Raw genomic sequence first — 18,766 nt, 5'->3', positions numbered from 1 at the left:
ACCTCGACACACAACAATGGCGCGCCCCTTGGGGGACGCCATTGTTGTTTGTGTCGGCTACGGGTCCGGCTTAGTCGGAGACAAGCACCAGGGCCAGCTCGGTCCGGACCACCTGCGCCAGGCGTTCCGCGACGTCCTGGGCGGTTTCCTGCGACGCTGCTTCAACCATGACGCGCACCACCGGTTCGGTGCCGGAGGGGCGCAGGAGCACGCGGCCGGCGTCGCCGAGCTCGGCTTCGGCCAGGGCCACGGCCTCCGCCACGGCGTCGTCGCCCTTGACGCGGGTGCGGTCCACGCCCCTGACGTTAATCAGGACCTGCGGGAGTTTGGTCATCACCGCAGCCAGTTCCTTCAGCGGGCGGCCCGTGAGGGCCACCTGTGCGGCAATCTGCAGGCCGGTGAGGACGCCGTCGCCTGTCGTGGCATGGTCGGCAAAGATGACGTGGCCGGACTGCTCGCCGCCGAGGTTGAAGCCGCCTTCGCGCATCCCTTCCAGGACGTAGCGGTCGCCCACACCGGTTTCGAGCAGGCTGATGCCGGCCTCACGCAGAGCGATCTTGAGTCCGAGGTTGCTCATCACGGTCGCCACCAGGACGTCGTCCTTGAGCTTGCCCGAAGCCTTCAAGGCCACGGCGAGGATGGCCATGATCTCATCGCCGTCGACTTCGCCGCCTTCGTGGTCCACTGCCAGGCAGCGGTCCGCGTCGCCGTCGTGGGCAATGCCCAGGTCTGCGCCGTGGTCCAGGACCGCCTGCTTCAGCGGCCCCAGGTGGGTGGACCCGACGCCGTCATTGATGTTAAGGCCATCCGGTTCGGCACCGATGACAATGACGTCGGCGCCGGCATCCTTGAAGACCTGGGGGGAACAGCCGCTCGCCGCACCATGGGCACAGTCCAGCACCACCTTGAGCCCGTCCAGGCGGTGCGGCAGCGTGCCCAGCAGATGCACGATGTAGCGGTCTTCAGCGTCGGAGAAGCGCTGGATCCTGCCGACATCTCCCCCAACCGGGCGGAAAGGCTCTTTGCTGAGCTGTTCCTCGATGGCGTCTTCCACAGCGTCAGGGAGTTTCTGTCCGCCACGGGCGAAGAACTTGATGCCGTTGTCCGGGGCGGGATTGTGCGAAGCGGAAATCATCACGCCGAAATCCGCGTCCAGGTCCGCCACCAGATACGCCGCGGCCGGGGTCGGGAGCACGCCGGCGTCATAAACGTCGATCCCGGAGCTGGACAGCCCTGCTTCCACGGCGGCCGCGATGAACTCACCGCTGGCGCGGGGGTCGCGCGCAACCACGGCACGCGGCCGTGTTCCGCTGGTATTGCGGTCATGGCCGAGCACGACGGCGGCGGCCTGGGCCAGCTGCAACGCCAACTCGGCCGTCAGCAGCCCGTTAGCCAAACCCCGGACACCATCTGTTCCAAATAATCTAGACATCGTGTCAAGTTTAGACGATGCAGGGGCCGCCTGCGGGCCGCGGCCCGACGCGACGAGGTTTCAAGGGACCGATGTCCAGGCTTCGCGGGAACCCTGCGTGGGGCGGAGAAGAGCTGTTTCGGTACAAAAGGGGAAGCCGACTACTTGGTTTTCCATTCCCGTGTACTCTATTTCTCCAAAACACTCGCCAGCCAATCAGTAGCCGTTTAGGCTTCGACGCATGACACCTAGCTCTGGGGGCTTGGCGCTCGAAATCGTGGTACCGGTCTTTAACGAACAATTGGTACTCGAAAACAGCATCACAAAGCTCGCGACGTATTTATCGCAGGAAATGCCATCGACGTGGCAAATTACCATCGCGGACAATGCCAGCACGGACAATACCGCTGCTATTGCCACGCGGCTGGCCTCGCAATTACCTAACGTCGCCTATCGCAGGCTTGACGTTAAGGGCCGCGGTTTCGCCCTGCGCGATGCCTGGGGGGCCTCCTCCGCCAAAGTCCTTGCCTACCTGGATGTGGACCTCTCAACGGACCTCGCGGCGTTGCCGCCACTGGTGGCTCCCCTGTTATCCGGACATTCGGATATCTCCATTGGCACCAGGCTCGGCCAGAGTTCCAGGGTCAGCCGCGGCCCCAAGCGTGAGTTTATTTCCCGGTCCTACAACTATCTCCTCAAAAGGACCATGCAGGTGAGGTTCTCTGACGCGCAATGCGGGTTCAAAGCTATCCGCGCCGACGTAGCGCGGAAGCTGCTGCCGCATGTCGAGGACAACGGCTGGTTCTTTGACACCGAACTGCTGATTATCGCGGAGCGCTCCGGCCTGCGGATTCACGAGATTCCCGTGGATTGGGTAGACGACCCGGACAGCAGGGTCGATATTAAGCAAACTGCGCTGGATGACCTGCGCGGCCTGGTCCGCGTTGCAGGATCGCTGGTGCGGGGAACTATTCCGGTCCAGGCCATTTACGCGGAACTGGGCCGCAGGCCCATAGTCCCGCCTGGCCGGCCTAGTTTCTTCGGCCAGGTACTCCGTTTCGGATTGGTGGGAGCGGCTTCCACCATAGCTTTTGCCTTGCTCTATCTGGCCCTTCAGGCACCTTTTGGCGCACAGCAGGCGAACTTCCTGGCGCTGCTTCTGACCGCCGTCGGCAATACCGCAGCCAACCGCAGGTTCACGTTCGGCATTAGCGGCCCGGCAAGGCTCTTCACCCAGCAGTTCCAGGGACTAGTGGTCTTCCTTCTCGCCTGGACTATTACCTCGTCCGCACTGACCATTCTTCATGCCGTCAATGTTGACGCTGCGCCGAGCCACGAGCTCCTTATCCTGACTGGGGCGAATGTTCTCGCGACGCTTCTCAGGTTCGTTTTGCTGCGGGTCTGGGTGTTCCGGGTCCGCCGCAGCGATGAACTGTCTTACGGTCTCACCTTGAACCCGGCCCAGGAACCAGTCCGTTGACGCTGGTCACGGCCTCAGGGGCCGCGAGACAAGCGACCGAGTACCCGGAGCAAGGATCGCCCCGGTGGGAGCGGGTGGGGCTGGCGTCGCTCCTTGCAGCCACTGCAATATTCTTTCTGTGGGGGCTCGACAGCAATGGCTGGGCCAATCCCTACTATTCGGCGGCTGCGCAGGCAGGTTCCAAGGACTGGACCGCATTCTTCTTCGGGTCTTTTGAGTGGGGCAATCTCATCACCGTCGACAAGACGCCGCTAAGCATTTGGGTGATGTCGCTGTCCGTCAGGCTGTTTGGTCTGAACAGCTGGAGCCTCCTGATGCCTCAGGCGTTGATGGGGGTCGCCACAACCTATCTGATCTACAAAATTGTGCGTCGCGGTTTCGGTGCCGCGCCGTCATTGTTGGCCGGGGCCATCTATGCGGCCACCCCTGTCGTGTTCCTCATGTCCCGGTTCAATAACCCGGAACCGCTGATGGGTCTCTTGACCGTCGGGACTGCCTATATCGCACTGAAGGCCATGGACAGCGGGAAGCTGAGGACCTTTGCCGCCGCCGGTCTACTGCTGGGATTGGCCTTTATGGCCAAACAGGCCCAAGCGTTGGTGATGGTTCCGGCCCTGTGCAGTGCGGTGCTCATGTTCAGCCACGGCCGCATGGGCTCGCGGGTACGGCAGCTGTTGACGGCGGCAGCGGCGCTGCTCGTGACGTCCACGGCTTGGCTCGCGGCGGTGGAACTGACACCAGCCTCACAGCGGCCGTACATCGGAGGATCGGCGAGTAACAGCGCCCTTGAATTGACGCTCGACTACAACGGGCTGGGTCGATTCATCCTGATTCCGATAACGGTTTCGGGTGATCGTCCGAGCCCGGGCAATGACGAGCTCGCACCCTACAACGGCGGGTTCTCCCGAATGTTCGATGGAAACTTCGCTCCCGAAATCGCGTGGCTGTTGTTTCCTGCCATTGCGCTCGGAATTGTCCTGGTGGCGCTCAACCGCGCATTAACCTTTGGCGAGGCGCAAAAGAGGGTCGCAATCCTGGCGGTTGTCTGGTTCGTCACGGCATTCCTCCTCCTCTGCTATATGGGAACCATGATCCACACGTACTACACGTTTTCTCTTGCCGCCCCAGTGGCGCTTGTAGTTCCCATTGGACTTTCCGTTCTCTGGCAAAGAAGAGACAGATGGGTAGTCCGGCTCATTGGCGCGGTCGTAGTGGGCGCTTCGACGTACATGGCCTTGCGGATCCTCAACTACAGCGACGAATGGCCTCTGTGGTTCCGAGCGGTGGTTGTCCTGAGCGGTGCTGTCGCCACGGCAGGCTGGCTTTGGAGCAGGTCGCTGAAGTGGAGGCGGGCTACATTGGCTGTCGTTGCCGTGAGTCTCTTGGCGGGACCCCTCGGGGCAAACGTCTACACCATGTCCGCCCCGCAAAAGGGCACCAACCCACAATCCGGCCCCGTCGCCAACGACCCGAGGGCGATCTCCAGTCACATGGTGGGAGTCAAGGCCGGGAATCCGGCCTGGGCCACGCAGACTGCCTTTGGGGCCGTGCCTTCCGAATCGGTCTTGGGGCTGCTGCGGCAGACGGCGGGTGAGCAGGACTGGGCGGCTGCAACCTACTCGGCCCAGAATGCGGCCCTCTACCAGCTAGAGTCAGGGCAGCCGGTGATCCCGCTGGGAGGCTGGCTTGGTACTGATCCAGCTCCCACCCTTGACCAATTCCGGGAGTTGGTGTCGAACGGGAGAATAGGCTACTTCATCTGGCAACAAGATCTGCTGGACCGGAGGGAACTGAGCCTGGAAACCATAGAGATCTCCCATTGGGTGCAGGATAACTTCAAGGAGCAAACAATTGACGGTGTCCGACTCTACGACCTCCGAAACTGACACAAACGCTCCAGCCTCCGGCGGGTCCAGGGCCAGCACCGATTCATTCTCCACCCGCAGCCGATCTGCCCTGAGAAGCATCTGGCAGGGCCCAACGGACCGCCAGCCCTGGGAACGCCCGGCACTTTTCGCGCTTCTATTGTGCGCGTCTTTGCTTTATGTGTGGAGACTGGATCAGAACGGCTGGGCGAATGCCTATTATTCAGCCGCCGTCCAGGCCGGCCAGCATAATCCGTCAGCCTTCTTCTTCGGGTCCTTGGACTGGGGCAATTCAATCACCGTGGACAAGCCTCCACTGAGCCTCTGGTTTATGGGGGCCTCTGTCTGGCTCTTTGGCCTCAACACGTGGTCATTACTGCTGCCGCAAGCTCTCCTGACCGTCGGCAGCACCTTCATCGTCTACGCGTTGGTGCGCAGATGTTTCCCCTCATATTGCGCCCTTCTGGCTGGCGCGATCTTCGCCCTAACGCCAATCACCGTTCTGCTCGCACGCTACAACAATCCCGATCCCTTGATGATCTTCCTGATGCTGTCGGCGGTTTATGCCGGTGTCCGCGCAACCGAGGAGGCCAGGCCACGGATGCTTTTTCTGGCCGCCCTGCTGCTGGGCCTGGGCTTTATGACAAAACAGCTCCAGGCTTTCCTGGTCCTCCCGGCCCTCGTCTTGGTCTTTCTCGTTCTTGCTCGGATTCCTTGGCCGAAGCGGATGTTGGCCATCGCCGGTTCAGGCGCGATACTCATCTGTGTTTCCCTGGCCTGGCCCCTGGCCGTGGATCTCACGCCGGCCGATCAGCGTCCGTTCGTGGGTGGCTCCCCGCAGAACAGCGTGCTCGAGCTAACCCTCGGCTACAACGGGATCAATCGCGTGGTCCAGCAAGAAGACGACCCTAACGCAGCGTTGCTTCCCGAAGCGCTTCGTAGCGTCGGCTCAGACGCAGGCTTTCTCCGGCTGTTGAACATGAACTATGGCCAGGAAATTGGCTGGCTGCTGGCGCCCGCTCTTCTGAGCGCTTTAGTCATCATCTGGCGGCTGTTCCGGCGACGATTCGATGAACCCCAGTCGGTCTTAGCCGGCATTTCTGCCGTTTGGATGATCACCACGTACGCAATGCTGAGCTTCATGGGGAACAGCTTCCACTCGTACTACACGGCCTCGCTCGCCCCGCCGCTGGCACTCACCTGCGCCATCGGGGCCTTCATGATGTTTGAGGTGCGGAAGAAAGCCCCCGCGCGCCTCCTCGTGGTGGTCGGTCTGCTGCTCAGCGCGATTTGTTCCTATGCCATGTGGCGGCTGGGAGTCGCGCTGCCGCTGGAGTTCGGGACAGTCATCCTCGTCGTTGTCCTGGTGTCGGCCGCACTGTTGGCCGCCCCTGCACCATGGCCGGTCCTGGAGCGGGTCGCAGGAGCCGTCGCCGTCGGCGGGCTTTTGATCGGGCCTGTAGCGAGTGCCGTCATTACGGCAGGGACGCCACAGGCCGGTTCCAATCCGTTATCGGGAAGCGTCACCAGAAGCGAGAACACGCTGAGTCGGTTCTTACGGGACGCCAAGTCGGGTAACCCTGCCTGGGTCACGGGGCTGGGCATAGGCCACGCTCCGAATTCCACGGTGGCCGAAACACTTATGGCGGCAGATCCGGCGTGCACGTGGGCCGCTGCGACTTATCCGGGCCAGACCGCGGCGCGCTTCCAGTTGGAGACCGGCCGGGCAATCATGCCATTGGGCGGTTTTGCCGCGCTCGATCCAAGTCCCAGCCTTGAGCGGTTCCAGCAATGGGTGGCGTCGGGCAGGGTGTGCTACCTGGTGGAACAATCTGCGCAGCTTGAGGTCCCGGGTAACAGCTCCGAACTTATGGCCATTCAGGCTTGGGTGCGCGCGAACTACACACCCCAGAACATGGACGGCAGCACTGTCTACCGGCTCACGCCCTGATGTGCCCTGCCGCGCGCCTGGAGCCCCTGTGCGGCAGCACTCCCGGCGGCTACAGCCTTCCACAAACGGCGAAAGCCCGCCCCGCCACAAGGGGCGGAACGGGCTTTCGTGGAAGCGGGATTAACGCTTGGAGTACTGCTGAGCCTTACGGGCCTTTTTGAGGCCAGCCTTCTTGCGCTCGATGACGCGGGCGTCACGGCGCAGGTAACCGGCTTTCTTCAGGGTGGCGCGGTTGTTCTCGGTGTCGATCTCGTTCAGTGAACGGGCGATGCCGAGGCGCAGGGCACCGGCCTGGCCGGAGATGCCGCCACCGTGGATGCGGGCAATGACGTCGTAGGCGCCGTCAAGATCAAGGATCTTGAAGGGCTCGTTGACGTCCTGCTGGTGCAGTTTGTTCGGGAAGTAGTTCGCCAGTTCGCGGCCGTTGATGGTCCACTTGCCGGTGCCGGGCACGATACGAACGCGTGCGACGGCTTCCTTGCGACGGCCAACTGCTGCGCCGGCAACCGTGAGGGCCGGGCGTTCCTTCTTGGGCGCTTCTGCTTCTGCAGGACCGCTTTCCGAGGTGTAGCTGGTCAGGTTTTCCTCAGCCACAACGGCCTCGGTGGTCAGTTCTTCGTTCTGAGCCACGATTCTCCTTGATTAAAAGTTGGTTGGTGGCCAGGACTACTGGGCGACCTGGGTGATTTCGTACGTCTTGGGCTGCTGGGCGGCGTGGGGGTGCTCGGCACCCTTGTAGACCTTTAGCTTGCCCAGCTGCTGGGCAGCGAGGGAGTTCTTCGGGAGCATGCCCTTGATGGCCTTCTCCACGGCGCGGACCGGGTTGGATTCCAGCAGCTCCGCGTAGGTGACGGAGGTCAGGCCGCCCGGGTAACCGGAGTGGCGGTATGCGCGCTTCTGCTCCAGTTTGGCGCCGGTGAGGGCAACCTTTTCAGCGTTGATGATGATGACGAAGTCGCCCATGTCCATGTGGGACGCAAAGGTGGCCTTGTGCTTGCCGCGCAGCAGGATTGCGGTCTGGCTGGCAAGACGACCAAGGACAACGTCGGTGGCGTCAATGACGTGCCACTGGCGGTTGATATCGCCGGGCTTCGGGGTGTACGTACGCACGGTGTTTGCCTCGTTCTTGTTCTGGCGTTCTTGTTTTAGGCGTCACACGAAGGTGCACCTACTATCTATGCGTTACCGGAACAGAGGTGAGGGCTCTATGTAACCAGTCATCCTGAAGTCTCGAATGTGCACGTTGGGTAGTCATCCTGCAACCGGATTCCCAAGCGGGCACGCATCATCGAGAAGGACACGCACAACGACTACCAAGAATAGCGGAAGACGTGTCTCTGGGTCAAAATGGGGTGTCCGGATGCATCCAGCCCGCCGCCGGCCCGCCGCATCCCTGGAGGAACAGTGTTCGACACCGCCGCCGCAGGCTCCGCATCGCCGCTGTTTATTGCGGGGATCGGGCTGGCCGGAATGTGCCTGGGTCTGCTGGCGGACGCCTTGGTCCGGCGGACGCTCCCCGAGCTGGCCGGCGAACCCACCACACGGCTGAAAATCACGACGGCGGCGGTCACCTTTGCCCTCTCGGCCCTGCTGGCGTGGCGCTTCGGCAGCGCTTCCGAACTTCCCGCCTACGCATTACTAGGTATTTTCGCCGTTCCTTTGGCGCGCATCGATATCGTGCACCATTTACTGCCGAACCGGCTGGTTGGCCCCCTTCTGGGGGGCGGCGTCGCCCTCCTGGGCTTCGCGGCACTGGCGTCGGGAGCTGGCGGCGATCTGCTTCGTGGAGCCGCCGGGTCCGCAATCTTGTTCTTTTTCTACTTAATTTTGGCCCTGACCAGCGGAACTGGCCTCGGAATGGGTGATGTGAAGCTCGCCGCACCACTTGGACTGTACTTGGGCTACTTAGGCTGGGGGCACCTGTTCTACGGCGGGGCCCTGGCGTTCATTGCCGGCGGTCTCGCCTCCGTCGTCGTCGTGCTGAAAAACCGCGGAAACAAGCCACAAGAGGTTGCCTACGGCCCCTCGATGCTGGCAGCAGGGTACGCAGTCATCCTGCTCCTTCCGTAACACCTGTCACTGCCGCATCTCTGCACTCAGTAGTAAGCAGGCGCATCAAAGCACGTAGTTGGCGTGTCCTTCCCGACTCGAACTGAGTACACCCCCGAACAGGCACAGGTGGCGGCCCAATTTCCGGCCGAAAAAGTCGAGTATTCCGATGCATTGCTGCGCCCTTAATCGTCATGCAATTGTTGATCCAACGGGGCTCCAGGGGGTTGGCAAAAGGGGATTTGCTGGAATTCCGTTACACATTCAAAAACTCTGGAAAAGGAATTCACAATGACTGGTCTCATGGTCTCAATGCTCGCTTTTGTAACCGGCGTCAAGAACAAGCTCGAATCAGAAAAGGGAGCCACAGCAACTGAGTACTCCCTGCTTGTTGGTCTCATCGCCCTCGTGATCGTCGCCGGCGTGACCTTGTTCGGCAAAAACCTCAACACCTTCTTCAGCAGCCTCGCCACCACGGTCGGCACCTGGTAGCCGGAAACGCAAAGCGGAAAGGTCTCACCGCCATGTTGAAGTTCATGCTCACCGTTCAGGCATTCCTGGTCTCAGCCACTGATCGAGCCTCCGCCGAAAAGGGCGCGACGGCAACGGAATACTCGCTGCTTGTCGGACTGATCGCGCTGGTAATTGTCGCCGGCGTCACGCTTTTCGGCACCAACCTGAATACCTTCTTCAGCACCCTCGCCGGCACTGTCGGCGGCTGGTAACTCAGGCCAAACGGGTGTGCCGCGTGTCTTTGGGGAAGACCCCCCTTTACATCCCGCCGCAACCGTCCAGGGGGACCCGTTGAAACGCAGCACAAAAACAGCCAACAGCCGGGAGCGCGGTGCGGTTGCCGTCGAATTCGCGCTCGTCGCTCCGTTGCTCGTCACCCTCATCATCGGCGTTGTCGAGTTTTCCAACGCCTACAACGTCCAGGTTTCCGTGACACAGGCGTCCCGCGAAGCCGCCAGGACCATGGCCATCACCAAAGACACCGTGAAGGCCACCGCCGCGGGCAAAGCCGGTGCCCCGTCCATCAATACCGGGCTGCTGACGTTCGACTATTCGGCGGCGGCCTGCCCGGCCACGACCCCAACTCCGACGTCGGTGGTGACCGTCAAGTACACGGGCACGTCACTCACTGGTTTCTTCGGGTCCTCGTTGATCCTCACCGGCAAAGGAGCCATGCAATGCGGCGGCTAATCGGACGCGCGAATCCCCAAGACTCTCAACGCGGGGCCGCGGGAGTGATCGTCGGCCTCATGATGATGGCCCTCATCGGAGTCGGAGCAATAGCGGTCGATGTTGGACAGATCTATGCCGAACGTGCCCAGCTGCAGAACGGTGCAGACGCTGGGGCGCTTGCGGTCGCACGTAGTTGCGAGACCGGCCCCTGCAGGTCCTCTCTCGCCGTCCCCCTGGCCAATGCCAATTCCAACGACAACGCAAGCGCTGCCAGCGTGGATCTCAGCGTTGCCGGTCAGGTGACGGTAACGACGTCCACCAAGAACGGCGGATCCAGTTTCCTGTCGAAGATGTTTGCGAACGCACTGAACTCTGGTCCTGTAACGGTCGGAGCGCAGGCCACCGCCACGTGGGGATCGCCCGGCTCTGGCCCGGCTGCCCTTCCGCTTACATTCGCCCCCTGCCAGTTTGACGTCGACGGGTCACTTCACACGATCCTCACGCATGGCAGCGAAACCTGCGCCAGCGACAGCCCTTCGGGTGCCGCTATCCCGGGCGGCTTTGAGTGGCTGCTGACCAATCCAGGCGACTGTGCCACGACCGTCTTCGCCGATGATCCGGCCACGGCCGGCATCACGGATCCGTATGCCATGACGAAAACCGGCCTCAGCATGCCATCCGAATGCAAGCCGCTCATCGAGGGCTATCTCAACACCGTGGTGATGTTTCCGGTCTTTTCCACGGCGTCCGGGACAGGAGCCAACGCCAAGTACTACATCAAGGGTTATGCAGCATTCTTGCTGGTCGGCTACAGCTTTCCAGGCATGACTGGAGGTGACCTGACCGGTCTTAGCGGATCAGACCGCGGCATCCGCGGCCGGTTCGTCTCATGGGTGGCCGACCCCACGAAGTACGGGGGCGGCGGCTACACCGGCGGCGGGGTCGACCTGCCTCCGAAACTCATTAAGTAACGCAGTTCTAAGGGGAAAAAATTGAAAACTCGCCTGCTGGGGGGCATCGCCGCACTCGTTGTGGCCGTCATAGGAACCATCATTCTTTTCAATTACGTCCAGGGCGCCGACAAACGGGCCCTGGCAAACACCGAAACCACGGATGTCCTGGTCGTCAAACAGGATGTGGCTGCAGGAACACCCGCGGACAAGCTCGGTGACTACGTCGTCACCAAGTCAGTCCCGGTCGGCGCAGTTGCCGCGGACCGGGTGGCGGATCTCGCGTCCTTGGGTAACAAGGTCACTTCTGTGGCCCTGGTCCCCGGCGAGCAGCTGCTCAACAGCCGGCTTGTTGAAGCCAACGCCTATCTGGGCCCGGCACGGGTAAAGGTCCCTGCGGGTCTCCAGGAGATCACCTTCCGGCTCGGCATCGACCGCGTTGTCGGCGGGCGGGTGGAGGCCGGGGATACCGTGGGCATCTTCATCTCGGCCACCGGCGACTCGTCAGCAACCACAAGCGGGCAACCCGCTGCGGGCAACGCCACGCAGCTGGTCTTCCACAAGGTTCTGGTCACAGGTGTCCAGTTCAGTTCCGGTGCTGCCGCGCAAACGGAGGCGCAGGCTCAGCAGAACTCCAGCCAGGGAGCCCTCACCGCCGATAACCAGAAACAGAATTCCGGCGATACGTACCTGATCACCTTTGCCCGAAACGCGGCCGATGCCGAAAAGCTGGTTTACGCCGCGGAATTCGGAAAGATCTATCTCTCCCGTGAGCCGGCAGACGCCATTGAAAACTCCACCGGTGTCCTGGATAAGACGAGGTTGTTCCGATGAGCCGCTTCATTCTGATCACTCCGAATGCCGAGTACGAGCGCCGGGTGCGGATAGCGACCGCCCCCATGCGGGGGACGCTGCACTATTTCCAGGCATCATATCTTCCCTCCGGGCCCGACGAAGTCTTGAGTCAGCTGAGCGGGGAGCCGCCTGAGGTCCTGATCCTGGGCCCGGAACTGCCGATCGTCGATGCGCTCAAGTTCGCCAGCATCGTTGATCTTCAATTTCCCGAGATCAGCATCTTGCTTGTCGCTGAGGAAGACCCCGCCACTACTCTGCAGTCGATGCGTTCCGGCGTCCGGGATCTCGTGTCGCCGGACGCGGACACCGACACTATCCGCGCGGCGGTTGAGCGGGCCGGGTTGGCCGCTGCTGGTCGCAGACGGGGGCTGGGCCCCACTGCAGGGGAAGGCCCGATGGCCGATGGTGGCCGCATCATTGCGGTGATGTCCCCCAAGGGCGGGGTCGGCAAGACCACCCTCGCCACGAATCTGGCCGTCGGTTTGGGCCAGGCCGCGCCGATGAGCGTTGTCATTGTTGACCTCGACCTCCAGTTCGGGGACGTTGCCAGCGGGCTCCTGCTGCAACCTGAGTTCACGATCACCGACGCCGTTGCGGGCGCCGCGACCCAGGACGCGATGGTTCTCAAGACCTACCTCACGATGCACCCGGCGAACATCTATGCGCTCTGCGCCCCGAAGAACCCGATCGAAATGGACAGGATCACCGGCGAGCATATTTCCCATCTGCTGACACAGCTTAAGTCCGAATTCCAGTACGTTGTGGTGGACACGGCCCCGGGCCTGGGCGAGCACGTTCTCGCTGTGCTCGAACAGGCCACCGATGCTGTCTGGGTCTGTGGAATGGATATTCCCAGCATCCGGGGGATCCGCACCGGGTTCCAGATCTTGTCCGAACTCGAGCTGCTGCCAGACAATCGGCACATCGTCCTGAACATGGCCGACAAGAAGTCCGGACTCACGCTCCAGGATATTGAGGCCACGATCGGCGCTCCCGTCGACATCGTCCTGCCTCGTTCCAGGACACTTCCGTTCTCAACCAACAAAGGGATTCCCCTGCTGCAGGACGGCAGCCGGGATGCGGCGCTCAAAGGCCTTCGCCAACTCGTCGACCGGTTCAAACCCAACTGGGAAGCCCGTCCGCATAAGAAGCTTCACCGAAGGGCGGTAGTACAGTGACACTCTCCAATAGGTTCGCAAAACTCCACTCGGAGCCCGACGAGTTGCCCAATGCGGTGGTTCCCACGGCCCCTTTCGCGACGCCGGCAACCCTGGGATTCATCCATGAAGCCCACGTCGCGGAACAGACCACAGCGTCCGTGATTGAGCATAGTCCGACGGCCGGCATTGCCAGCGAAGCCCTGGCCGGACTCAAGGAGCGGGCGAGCCAAGCCCTGTATGAGCGCCTCGGTTCGCGGCTTACTGATTCCTCCCTCGATGACGCAGAGCTACACAAATACGTCAAAGACGAGTTGAAAAACGTCGTTGACGAGGAACAGGTGCCTCTTTCTGCGGGCGAGCGCCAGAGGCTCACGAAAGAGATCATCGACGACGTCTTAGGACACGGTCCACTGGAGCGATTCCTGGAAGACCCCACGGTGACGGAAATCATGGTGAACCGCGCGGACCAGATCTATGTGGAACGTAACGGCCAGCTGTTCCGGACAGACGCAAAATTCAGCGGCGAGGACGCCCTTCGCCGAGTCATCGAGCGCATCGTTTCCAGAGTGGGCCGGCGGATCGACGAGTCCTCGCCCTTGGTGGATGCACGTTTGGCTGATGGCTCGCGTGTCAATGCCATCATTCCGCCCTTGGCGGTCAATGGAGCGTCCCTCACGATCCGGAAATTCGGACGAGAGGCCTTGACGGTTGAGAAGCTCATCCAGTTTGGAAGTCTCTCCCCTGACATGGCGGAGCTTCTCGAAGCCTGCGTGCTGGCCCGGATGAACATCATTGTTTCGGGCGGCACCGGTACGGGCAAAACGACCATGCTGAATGTGCTCTCATCCTTTATCCCAGCCACGGACCGAATCGTCACCATCGAAGATGCGGTGGAACTCCAGCTGCAACAGGACCACGTGGTCAGGTTGGAGAGCCGGCCGGCAAACATCGAAGGCCAGGGTGAAGTTTCGATCCGCGAGCTGGTCCGCAATTCCCTGCGCATGAGGCCGGACAGGATCGTCGTCGGTGAGGTCCGGGGCGGCGAGTCACTCGACATGCTGCAGGCCATGAACACCGGGCATGACGGTTCAATCTCAACAGTCCACGCCAACTCCCCCCGGGATGCCGTGGCGCGGCTGGAAACCCTGGTCCTGATGGCCGGGCTGGATCTGCCGCTCCGGGCTATCCGCGAGCAGATCGCCTCAGCGGTGAACCTGATCGTCCACATCTCCCGGCTCCGCGACGGAACCCGCCGTGTCACGCATATCACCGAGGTCCAAGGCATGGAAGGCGACATCGTCACGCTTCAAGATGCTTTCGTCTTCGACTACTCGGCCGGGCTCGACGCTCACGGCCGCTTCCTTGGCAAGCCCGTCCCGACCGGTGTCCGTCCACGGTTCACGGACCGGTTCATCGAACTCGGGATTCAGATCTCGCCGTCCGTCTTCGGCGCTCATCCAGTGAGGGGCAAGTAATGGGCGCCACCGAGGCACCAGCGGGTCTCTTCTTCGTTGGTGTCCTGCTGGTCTACGCGGCAGTCATCCTCGTGTTCGGCGTCGTTTTCAAGTCCGGAAGCGTCATCCCGGTATCACGGCGCCGGCCGGACGCGGTCAACACGACGTCGGGCCTCACCAAACTGACCGACGCTGCAGTCGGCGTGATCAACAAACGGATCGGTAAGCGCAACGGCGCCCTGGTCGATCGCAACAGGCTTGAAAGTGCCGGGCTCAAGAGCCAACCTGCCGATTTCTTGCTCATGATGGGCGCGGGCGCCGTCGTTGGCGCCGTTGCCGGATACTTCATGGGCGGCCCGTTCCCCGCCGTCTTATTGTTGGTGGCGGTCCCTGCCGGAATGCTCGCGTACCTGCACGTGCTGATTTCCCGTCGGCGGGCCAAGTTTGACGAACAGCTGCCGGATACCCTGCAGATGCTCACCGGGAGCATGCGTGCGGGCCACAGCCTTCTTCGGGCGATCGATGCTTCGGCCAAGGAGAGCGACGCGCCGATGTCCGAAGAGTTGAGCCGGATCGTGAATGAGACGCGGATCGGCCGCGAACTCGCTGAATCGATGAACGACGTCGCACAGAGAACTGGCAGCGAGGACTTCGGCTGGATCACCCAGGCCATCGAAATCCACCGTGAAGTGGGCGGAGATCTTGCCGAGGTCCTGGACCACGTGGGCGAAACGATCCGCGACCGCAACCAAATTAAGCGTCAAGTCCAGGCTCTCAGTGCCGAAGGTCGCATGTCCGCCGCTGTGTTGATGGGCCTGCCAATCGTGCTCTTCTTTGCCCTGATCCTCATCAATCCGCAATATGCCAAGACGTTTACCAGCACGGTTCCCGGGTACTTGATGTTGGGAGTGTCCGCGTTGATGCTCACCGCCGGCGGTTTCTGGTTGAGCCGGCTTGTCAAGGCAAAGTACTAGGAGGCCGCCATGTCACCCATAGCGCTCGGCGCCATGCTCGCAATCGTCATTCCCGCCAGTCTCCTGGTCTGGCTGGCCTTCAGCGCCGACCACGCTGGCGCCCGGAATGTCCAGGTGAACCTCGGTCTGACCGCCAAAGCGTCCGAGGGAGTAACGTCGCTGTCCCAGCAGTACACGGGTCTCATCCTGCGCCTGACGCCTGGCAGCTACGAAGCGTGGCTGGACAAACAGTTGGCTGCAGCCGGACGGCCCAAGAAATGGCCGCTGGAGCGATTGCTGGTCACGAAGCCCTTGCTTTCCTTGGGCGCAGGGGTGGTCGGCATCCTCAATTTCGTTGCCGGTCCGTCTCCGGTGAAGCTTGCCGTCTTGGTCGGCGCGCTTGCCTTCGGCTATTTTGCCCCGGATTTGCTCATCAGGAGCCATGGACAGAAGCGGCGGGCCGCCATTCAGCAGGAACTGCCCAATGCTTTGGACCAGATGCTCATCTCGGTTCAGGCCGGTCTGGGTTTCGAAGCAGCGATGGGCCGGACCGGCAAGAACGGCACGGGCCCACTGGCCGATGAGTTCGTCCGAACCCTGCAGGATATCCAGGTAGGACGCTCGCGGAAGGAAGCCTACCTGGCGATGGCTGATCGCGTTGATGTTGCGGACCTGCGAAGCTTCATCCGCTCGATTGTCCAGGCGGACGCCTACGGCATCGCCATCGCCAAGGTCCTTAAAAGCCAGGCGCAAGAGATGCGCACCAAGCGGCGGCAACGTGCCGAGGAACACGCCATGAAGATCCCGGTCAAGATTCTGTTCCCCTTGATCTTCTTCATTTTCCCCACGCTCTTCATCATCCTGTTGGGTCCCGCTGTTATGAACATCATCGCTGCATTCTCCTAGGAGTCCGCATGTCCAGCATCGCAGCACGAGTCGGACGCCTGTTCGACGACGTCCACGCCAGGTTCGCATCTGACGAGGTAGGGGCCACAGCCACCGAGTACAGCATCCTCGTCGGGTTCATCGCCATCGTCATCGTTGCCGGGGTGGGCGCCTTCGGCACCGCGCTGAACGTCTACTTCAACGGGCTCAGCGACGGGGTCAGGGCCGCGCTGGGCCTCCCCTAGCCAACTCGCCTCCTGACAATGCGGGTTGAGCGCTCCCGCACCGGCGCAACTGCGCCCCAGAAACCGGACCCCCTTGGACCCCAGAGCCAAGGGGGTCCTCCTGTGTCTGCGCTGAGGCGCAAGCCCGGCGCAGATTCCGCGCAGGGAACGTGCAGTTTGGCAAGCCTTGGCACAGGATGCGTCAAGGTCGAATCGTGGGCGTGTCGCGGCTTGCTAAGTTCCTTTCAGTGCTGGTGCAGGGCCAGCCGCCCAACTCGCTCAGGAGTCACCCATGCGTTCCTTTTTCTCCAACCTCGCAACCCGCCTTCGCCGCGACCAGCGCGGCGCCACCGCCGTGGAATACGGCATCATGGTCAGCCTCATCGCGGTCGTAATCATCGTGGCCGTGACGCTACTGGGTGGCACTTTGAAGGAGACCTTCAACTCGACCCAGTGCAGCATCAAGGGCGGCGTCTACACGGCGGCCACCACCGGCACTACTCCCGTAGCCGGCAGCTGCTCGAAGTAACACGACCATCTTCTTCCCGTCGCTGGCGTAGGCCAACGCCCAACTCGCTCAGGAGCTCACATGCGTCCCTTTTTCTCCGACATCGCGACGCGTTTTCGGCGCGACCAGCGCGGCGCCACCGCCGTCGAATACGGCATCATGGTTTCGCTCATCGCCGTTGTGATCATCGTCGCGGTGACACTCCTCGGCGGAAGTTTGAAGGAGACCTTCAACTCGACCCAGTGCGCCATCAAGGGCGGCGTCTACACGGCGGCTACCACGGGTTCCACCCCCACCGACGGCAGCTGCTCCAAGTAGCAGAACCAGGCGATCCGCAGGGTTGGGGAAGGCTCCGGCCATTCCCAACCCCGCCTATTTCCGGAGCGGGCGAAAAAAGAGCTCCAGGAAGGCGGTTACCCATGTCCAGAACCTCTGAACGGGGCGCCGTCGCCGTGGAGTTCGCCCTCCTGGCTCCCGTCCTGGTGATGCTGCTTCTGGGAATCATGGAGTTCGGCCGAGCCTACAACGCCCAGATCACCCTCTCCAGCGCAGCCCGTGAAGGGGTCCGGGTCATGGCCATCGGCAACAATTCGGCAGCCGCCCGGACAGCAGTCAAGAATGCGGCCACCGGGCTGCAGCCGACCCTGACGGACGGAAACATCACCATCACTCCGAGCAGTTGCACGGCAGGCGTCCAGACGACGGTCAACATCACCTACACGCTCACCACGATGACCGGAATCGCCGGACCGTTCGCGATGGAAGGCAAAGGAGTCATGCTGTGCGGTGGCTAGTGAGGACAGCATCAGAGGCTCAGAACAGCGAGCGCGGAGCCATCAGTGTCCTCGTGGCGATCCTTATGGTGGTGCTCCTCGGCTTCGCCGCAATCGCAGTCGATGTAGGCATGCTTTACGCCGAGCGTACCCAGCTTCGCAACGGTTCCGACGCCGCTGCGATCGCCGTGGCGCAAAAATGCGCCAAGGACGTCACCGACGTCGAGTGTTCCGCTACATCTCCGCTGGCGCGAAGCCTGACCAGCAGCAATGCAGGAGATGGTCTGAGTAACGTCGCATCCTTGGTCGTGGATAAGACCGCCCGCACGGTCGCCGTTACCGCTGGTTCCCAGGAAGCTGGCAAGGCTCCCAACCAGGTGTCCCTGTTCTTAGCCCGTGCCCTAGGGATCAACAGCACCGAGGTCACGGCAGCCTCCATTGTCCAATGGGGGAGTCCCCTCGCTGGACCCACGGCATTCCCTGTCGCTTTCTCGGTTTGCCAGGTCAAGAACCACGTGGACGGCACGCTACAACTGCTTCAGAACCACGGCAGCAACGCCAATGCGGACTGCATGTACGGACCGTCGGGAGCTGCCGTCGAAGGCGGATTCGGCTGGCTGACAAGCGACCCAGGGATCTGCGGAGCGCTGATCGATCTGGCTGTCGCCGAAGGCGGCAGCGACCCCGGCAACAGCGCCCCCGGGTCCTGCCAGGCAACTCTGACCAGCTGGGCAGCCGAGATCACGGCTGGCCGCGACGTGGTGGTCTTCCTGCCGGTCTTCGACAAGGTAACGGGCACCGGTGCTGGCGCCGTCTACGGTCTGACGACGTTTGCCGCTTTCAAGGTCAAGGGCTGGAGTTTCAGTGGTGACAACAAGTTGCCGAACTCATTCCAGAACACGACTGCCTACGTCCCGGCTTCCGTGGCATGCGACGGGAACTGCCGGGGATTCATCGGGAGCTTCATCAAATATGTGTCCCTGGCAGATGGATTCACCCTAGGGCCCGTCGACGCCAACGGAGCGACCATCGTCCGCCTCACCAAGTAACTCGTTTGTACCCA

21 protein-coding genes are annotated in these 18,766 nt (G+C 62.0%); 18 read left to right on the top strand and 3 right to left on the bottom strand.

The genetic code is table 11. From position 1 onward, the window contains the following. Positions 1 to 70 precede the first annotated feature (70 nt). Entirely contained in the window at positions 71 to 1,432 is a 1,362-nt protein-coding gene (glmM, locus tag ACZY0Y_RS00930; protein ID WP_463879837.1) for a phosphoglucosamine mutase, read from the bottom strand. A 220-nt stretch (positions 1,433 to 1,652) separates the two neighbouring features. Between glmM and ACZY0Y_RS00925 the strand changes: the two genes are divergently transcribed. The 3 genes from ACZY0Y_RS00925 to ACZY0Y_RS00915 all read left to right on the top strand — a co-directional run bounded on the left by ACZY0Y_RS00925 (position 1,653) and on the right by ACZY0Y_RS00915 (position 6,707). Further along, entirely contained in the window at positions 1,653 to 2,891 is a 1,239-nt protein-coding gene (locus ACZY0Y_RS00925) for a bifunctional glycosyltransferase family 2/GtrA family protein (RefSeq protein WP_463956471.1), read from the top strand. After that, the gene (locus ACZY0Y_RS00920) at positions 2,888 to 4,777 is read left to right on the top strand and encodes a glycosyltransferase family 39 protein (RefSeq protein ID WP_463956470.1); all 1,890 of its coding nucleotides are present in this window, start codon (positions 2,888 to 2,890) and stop codon (positions 4,775 to 4,777) included. The genes ACZY0Y_RS00925 and ACZY0Y_RS00920 overlap by 4 nt, the downstream gene beginning before the upstream one ends. A gap of 280 nt (positions 4,778 to 5,057) precedes the next feature. Beyond that, positions 5,058 to 6,707: an ArnT family glycosyltransferase gene (locus ACZY0Y_RS00915; RefSeq protein WP_463956468.1), complete on the top strand. Its 1,650-nt coding sequence runs from the start codon at positions 5,058 to 5,060 to the stop codon at positions 6,705 to 6,707. Positions 6,708 to 6,827: 120 nt separating this feature from the next. On the opposite strand, the gene rpsI is transcribed toward ACZY0Y_RS00915, so the two are convergent. Beyond that, positions 6,828 to 7,337 carry a 30S ribosomal protein S9 gene (gene rpsI, locus ACZY0Y_RS00910; protein ID WP_024367144.1) on the bottom strand — a complete coding sequence of 170 codons (510 nt, stop codon included), beginning with the start codon at positions 7,335 to 7,337 and terminating at the stop codon, positions 6,828 to 6,830. Positions 7,338 to 7,373: 36 nt separating this feature from the next. Then, complete coding sequence (gene rplM, locus ACZY0Y_RS00905; protein ID WP_024367145.1) at positions 7,374 to 7,817, bottom strand: 50S ribosomal protein L13; 444 nt, start codon at positions 7,815 to 7,817, stop codon at positions 7,374 to 7,376. 294 nt (positions 7,818 to 8,111) lie between these two features. Here rplM and ACZY0Y_RS00900 point away from each other — a divergent pair, with 294 nt between their 5' ends. The 15 genes from ACZY0Y_RS00900 (at position 8,112) to ACZY0Y_RS00830 (ending at position 18,752) form a co-directional block, all read left to right on the top strand. Next, a complete protein-coding gene (locus ACZY0Y_RS00900) occupies positions 8,112 to 8,777 on the top strand; it encodes a prepilin peptidase (protein WP_463956467.1) in 666 nt (221 codons plus the stop codon). A gap of 270 nt (positions 8,778 to 9,047) precedes the next feature. Next, positions 9,048 to 9,248, top strand: a complete 201-nt coding sequence (locus tag ACZY0Y_RS00895) for a Flp family type IVb pilin (RefSeq protein ID WP_463956466.1) — start codon at positions 9,048 to 9,050, stop codon at positions 9,246 to 9,248. A gap of 32 nt (positions 9,249 to 9,280) precedes the next feature. Continuing rightward, complete coding sequence (locus ACZY0Y_RS00890) at positions 9,281 to 9,481, top strand: Flp family type IVb pilin (RefSeq protein WP_463956465.1); 201 nt, start codon at positions 9,281 to 9,283, stop codon at positions 9,479 to 9,481. Between the two features lie 79 nt (positions 9,482 to 9,560). After that, positions 9,561 to 9,959, top strand: coding sequence for a TadE family protein (locus ACZY0Y_RS00885; RefSeq protein ID WP_463956464.1), 399 nt, complete (start codon positions 9,561 to 9,563; stop codon positions 9,957 to 9,959). A 44-nt stretch (positions 9,960 to 10,003) separates the two neighbouring features. After that, positions 10,004 to 10,912, top strand: coding sequence for a pilus assembly protein TadG-related protein (locus ACZY0Y_RS00880; RefSeq protein ID WP_463956463.1), 909 nt, complete (start codon positions 10,004 to 10,006; stop codon positions 10,910 to 10,912). 21 nt (positions 10,913 to 10,933) lie between these two features. Continuing rightward, complete coding sequence (gene cpaB, locus ACZY0Y_RS00875; protein WP_024367151.1) at positions 10,934 to 11,725, top strand: Flp pilus assembly protein CpaB; 792 nt, start codon at positions 10,934 to 10,936, stop codon at positions 11,723 to 11,725. After that, on the top strand, positions 11,722 to 12,924 hold the full coding sequence (locus tag ACZY0Y_RS00870; RefSeq protein ID WP_463956461.1) for a CpaE/TadZ family protein: 1,203 nt from the start codon (positions 11,722 to 11,724) through the stop codon (positions 12,922 to 12,924). Before cpaB ends, ACZY0Y_RS00870 begins: the two co-directional genes overlap by 4 nt. A 140-nt stretch (positions 12,925 to 13,064) precedes the next feature. Continuing rightward, entirely contained in the window at positions 13,065 to 14,381 is a 1,317-nt protein-coding gene (locus ACZY0Y_RS00865) for a TadA family conjugal transfer-associated ATPase (protein ID WP_463956512.1), read from the top strand. After that, a complete protein-coding gene (locus tag ACZY0Y_RS00860) occupies positions 14,381 to 15,334 on the top strand; it encodes a type II secretion system F family protein (RefSeq protein WP_463956459.1) in 954 nt (317 codons plus the stop codon). Before ACZY0Y_RS00865 ends, ACZY0Y_RS00860 begins: the two co-directional genes overlap by 1 nt. 9 nt (positions 15,335 to 15,343) lie before the next feature. Beyond that, positions 15,344 to 16,219: a type II secretion system F family protein gene (locus ACZY0Y_RS00855; protein WP_463956458.1), complete on the top strand. Its 876-nt coding sequence runs from the start codon at positions 15,344 to 15,346 to the stop codon at positions 16,217 to 16,219. A gap of 8 nt (positions 16,220 to 16,227) precedes the next feature. Next, positions 16,228 to 16,443: a Flp family type IVb pilin gene (locus tag ACZY0Y_RS00850; protein WP_463956457.1), complete on the top strand. Its 216-nt coding sequence runs from the start codon at positions 16,228 to 16,230 to the stop codon at positions 16,441 to 16,443. Between the two features lie 271 nt (positions 16,444 to 16,714). Beyond that, positions 16,715 to 16,951: a Flp family type IVb pilin gene (locus ACZY0Y_RS00845; RefSeq protein ID WP_463956455.1), complete on the top strand. Its 237-nt coding sequence runs from the start codon at positions 16,715 to 16,717 to the stop codon at positions 16,949 to 16,951. Between the two features lie 60 nt (positions 16,952 to 17,011). Next, entirely contained in the window at positions 17,012 to 17,248 is a 237-nt protein-coding gene (locus ACZY0Y_RS00840; protein ID WP_463956454.1) for a Flp family type IVb pilin, read from the top strand. Positions 17,249 to 17,349: 101 nt separating this feature from the next. Further along, the gene (locus tag ACZY0Y_RS00835; protein ID WP_463956453.1) at positions 17,350 to 17,724 is read left to right on the top strand and encodes a TadE/TadG family type IV pilus assembly protein; all 375 of its coding nucleotides are present in this window, start codon (positions 17,350 to 17,352) and stop codon (positions 17,722 to 17,724) included. Then, positions 17,712 to 18,752, top strand: a complete 1,041-nt coding sequence (locus tag ACZY0Y_RS00830; protein ID WP_463956451.1) for a TadE/TadG family type IV pilus assembly protein — start codon at positions 17,712 to 17,714, stop codon at positions 18,750 to 18,752. Before ACZY0Y_RS00835 ends, ACZY0Y_RS00830 begins: the two co-directional genes overlap by 13 nt. Positions 18,753 to 18,766 lie beyond the last annotated feature (14 nt).

It is taken from the genome of Pseudarthrobacter kochi (assembly GCF_055412805.1).
This window is presented reverse-complemented; position numbering and strand designations above follow the sequence as displayed.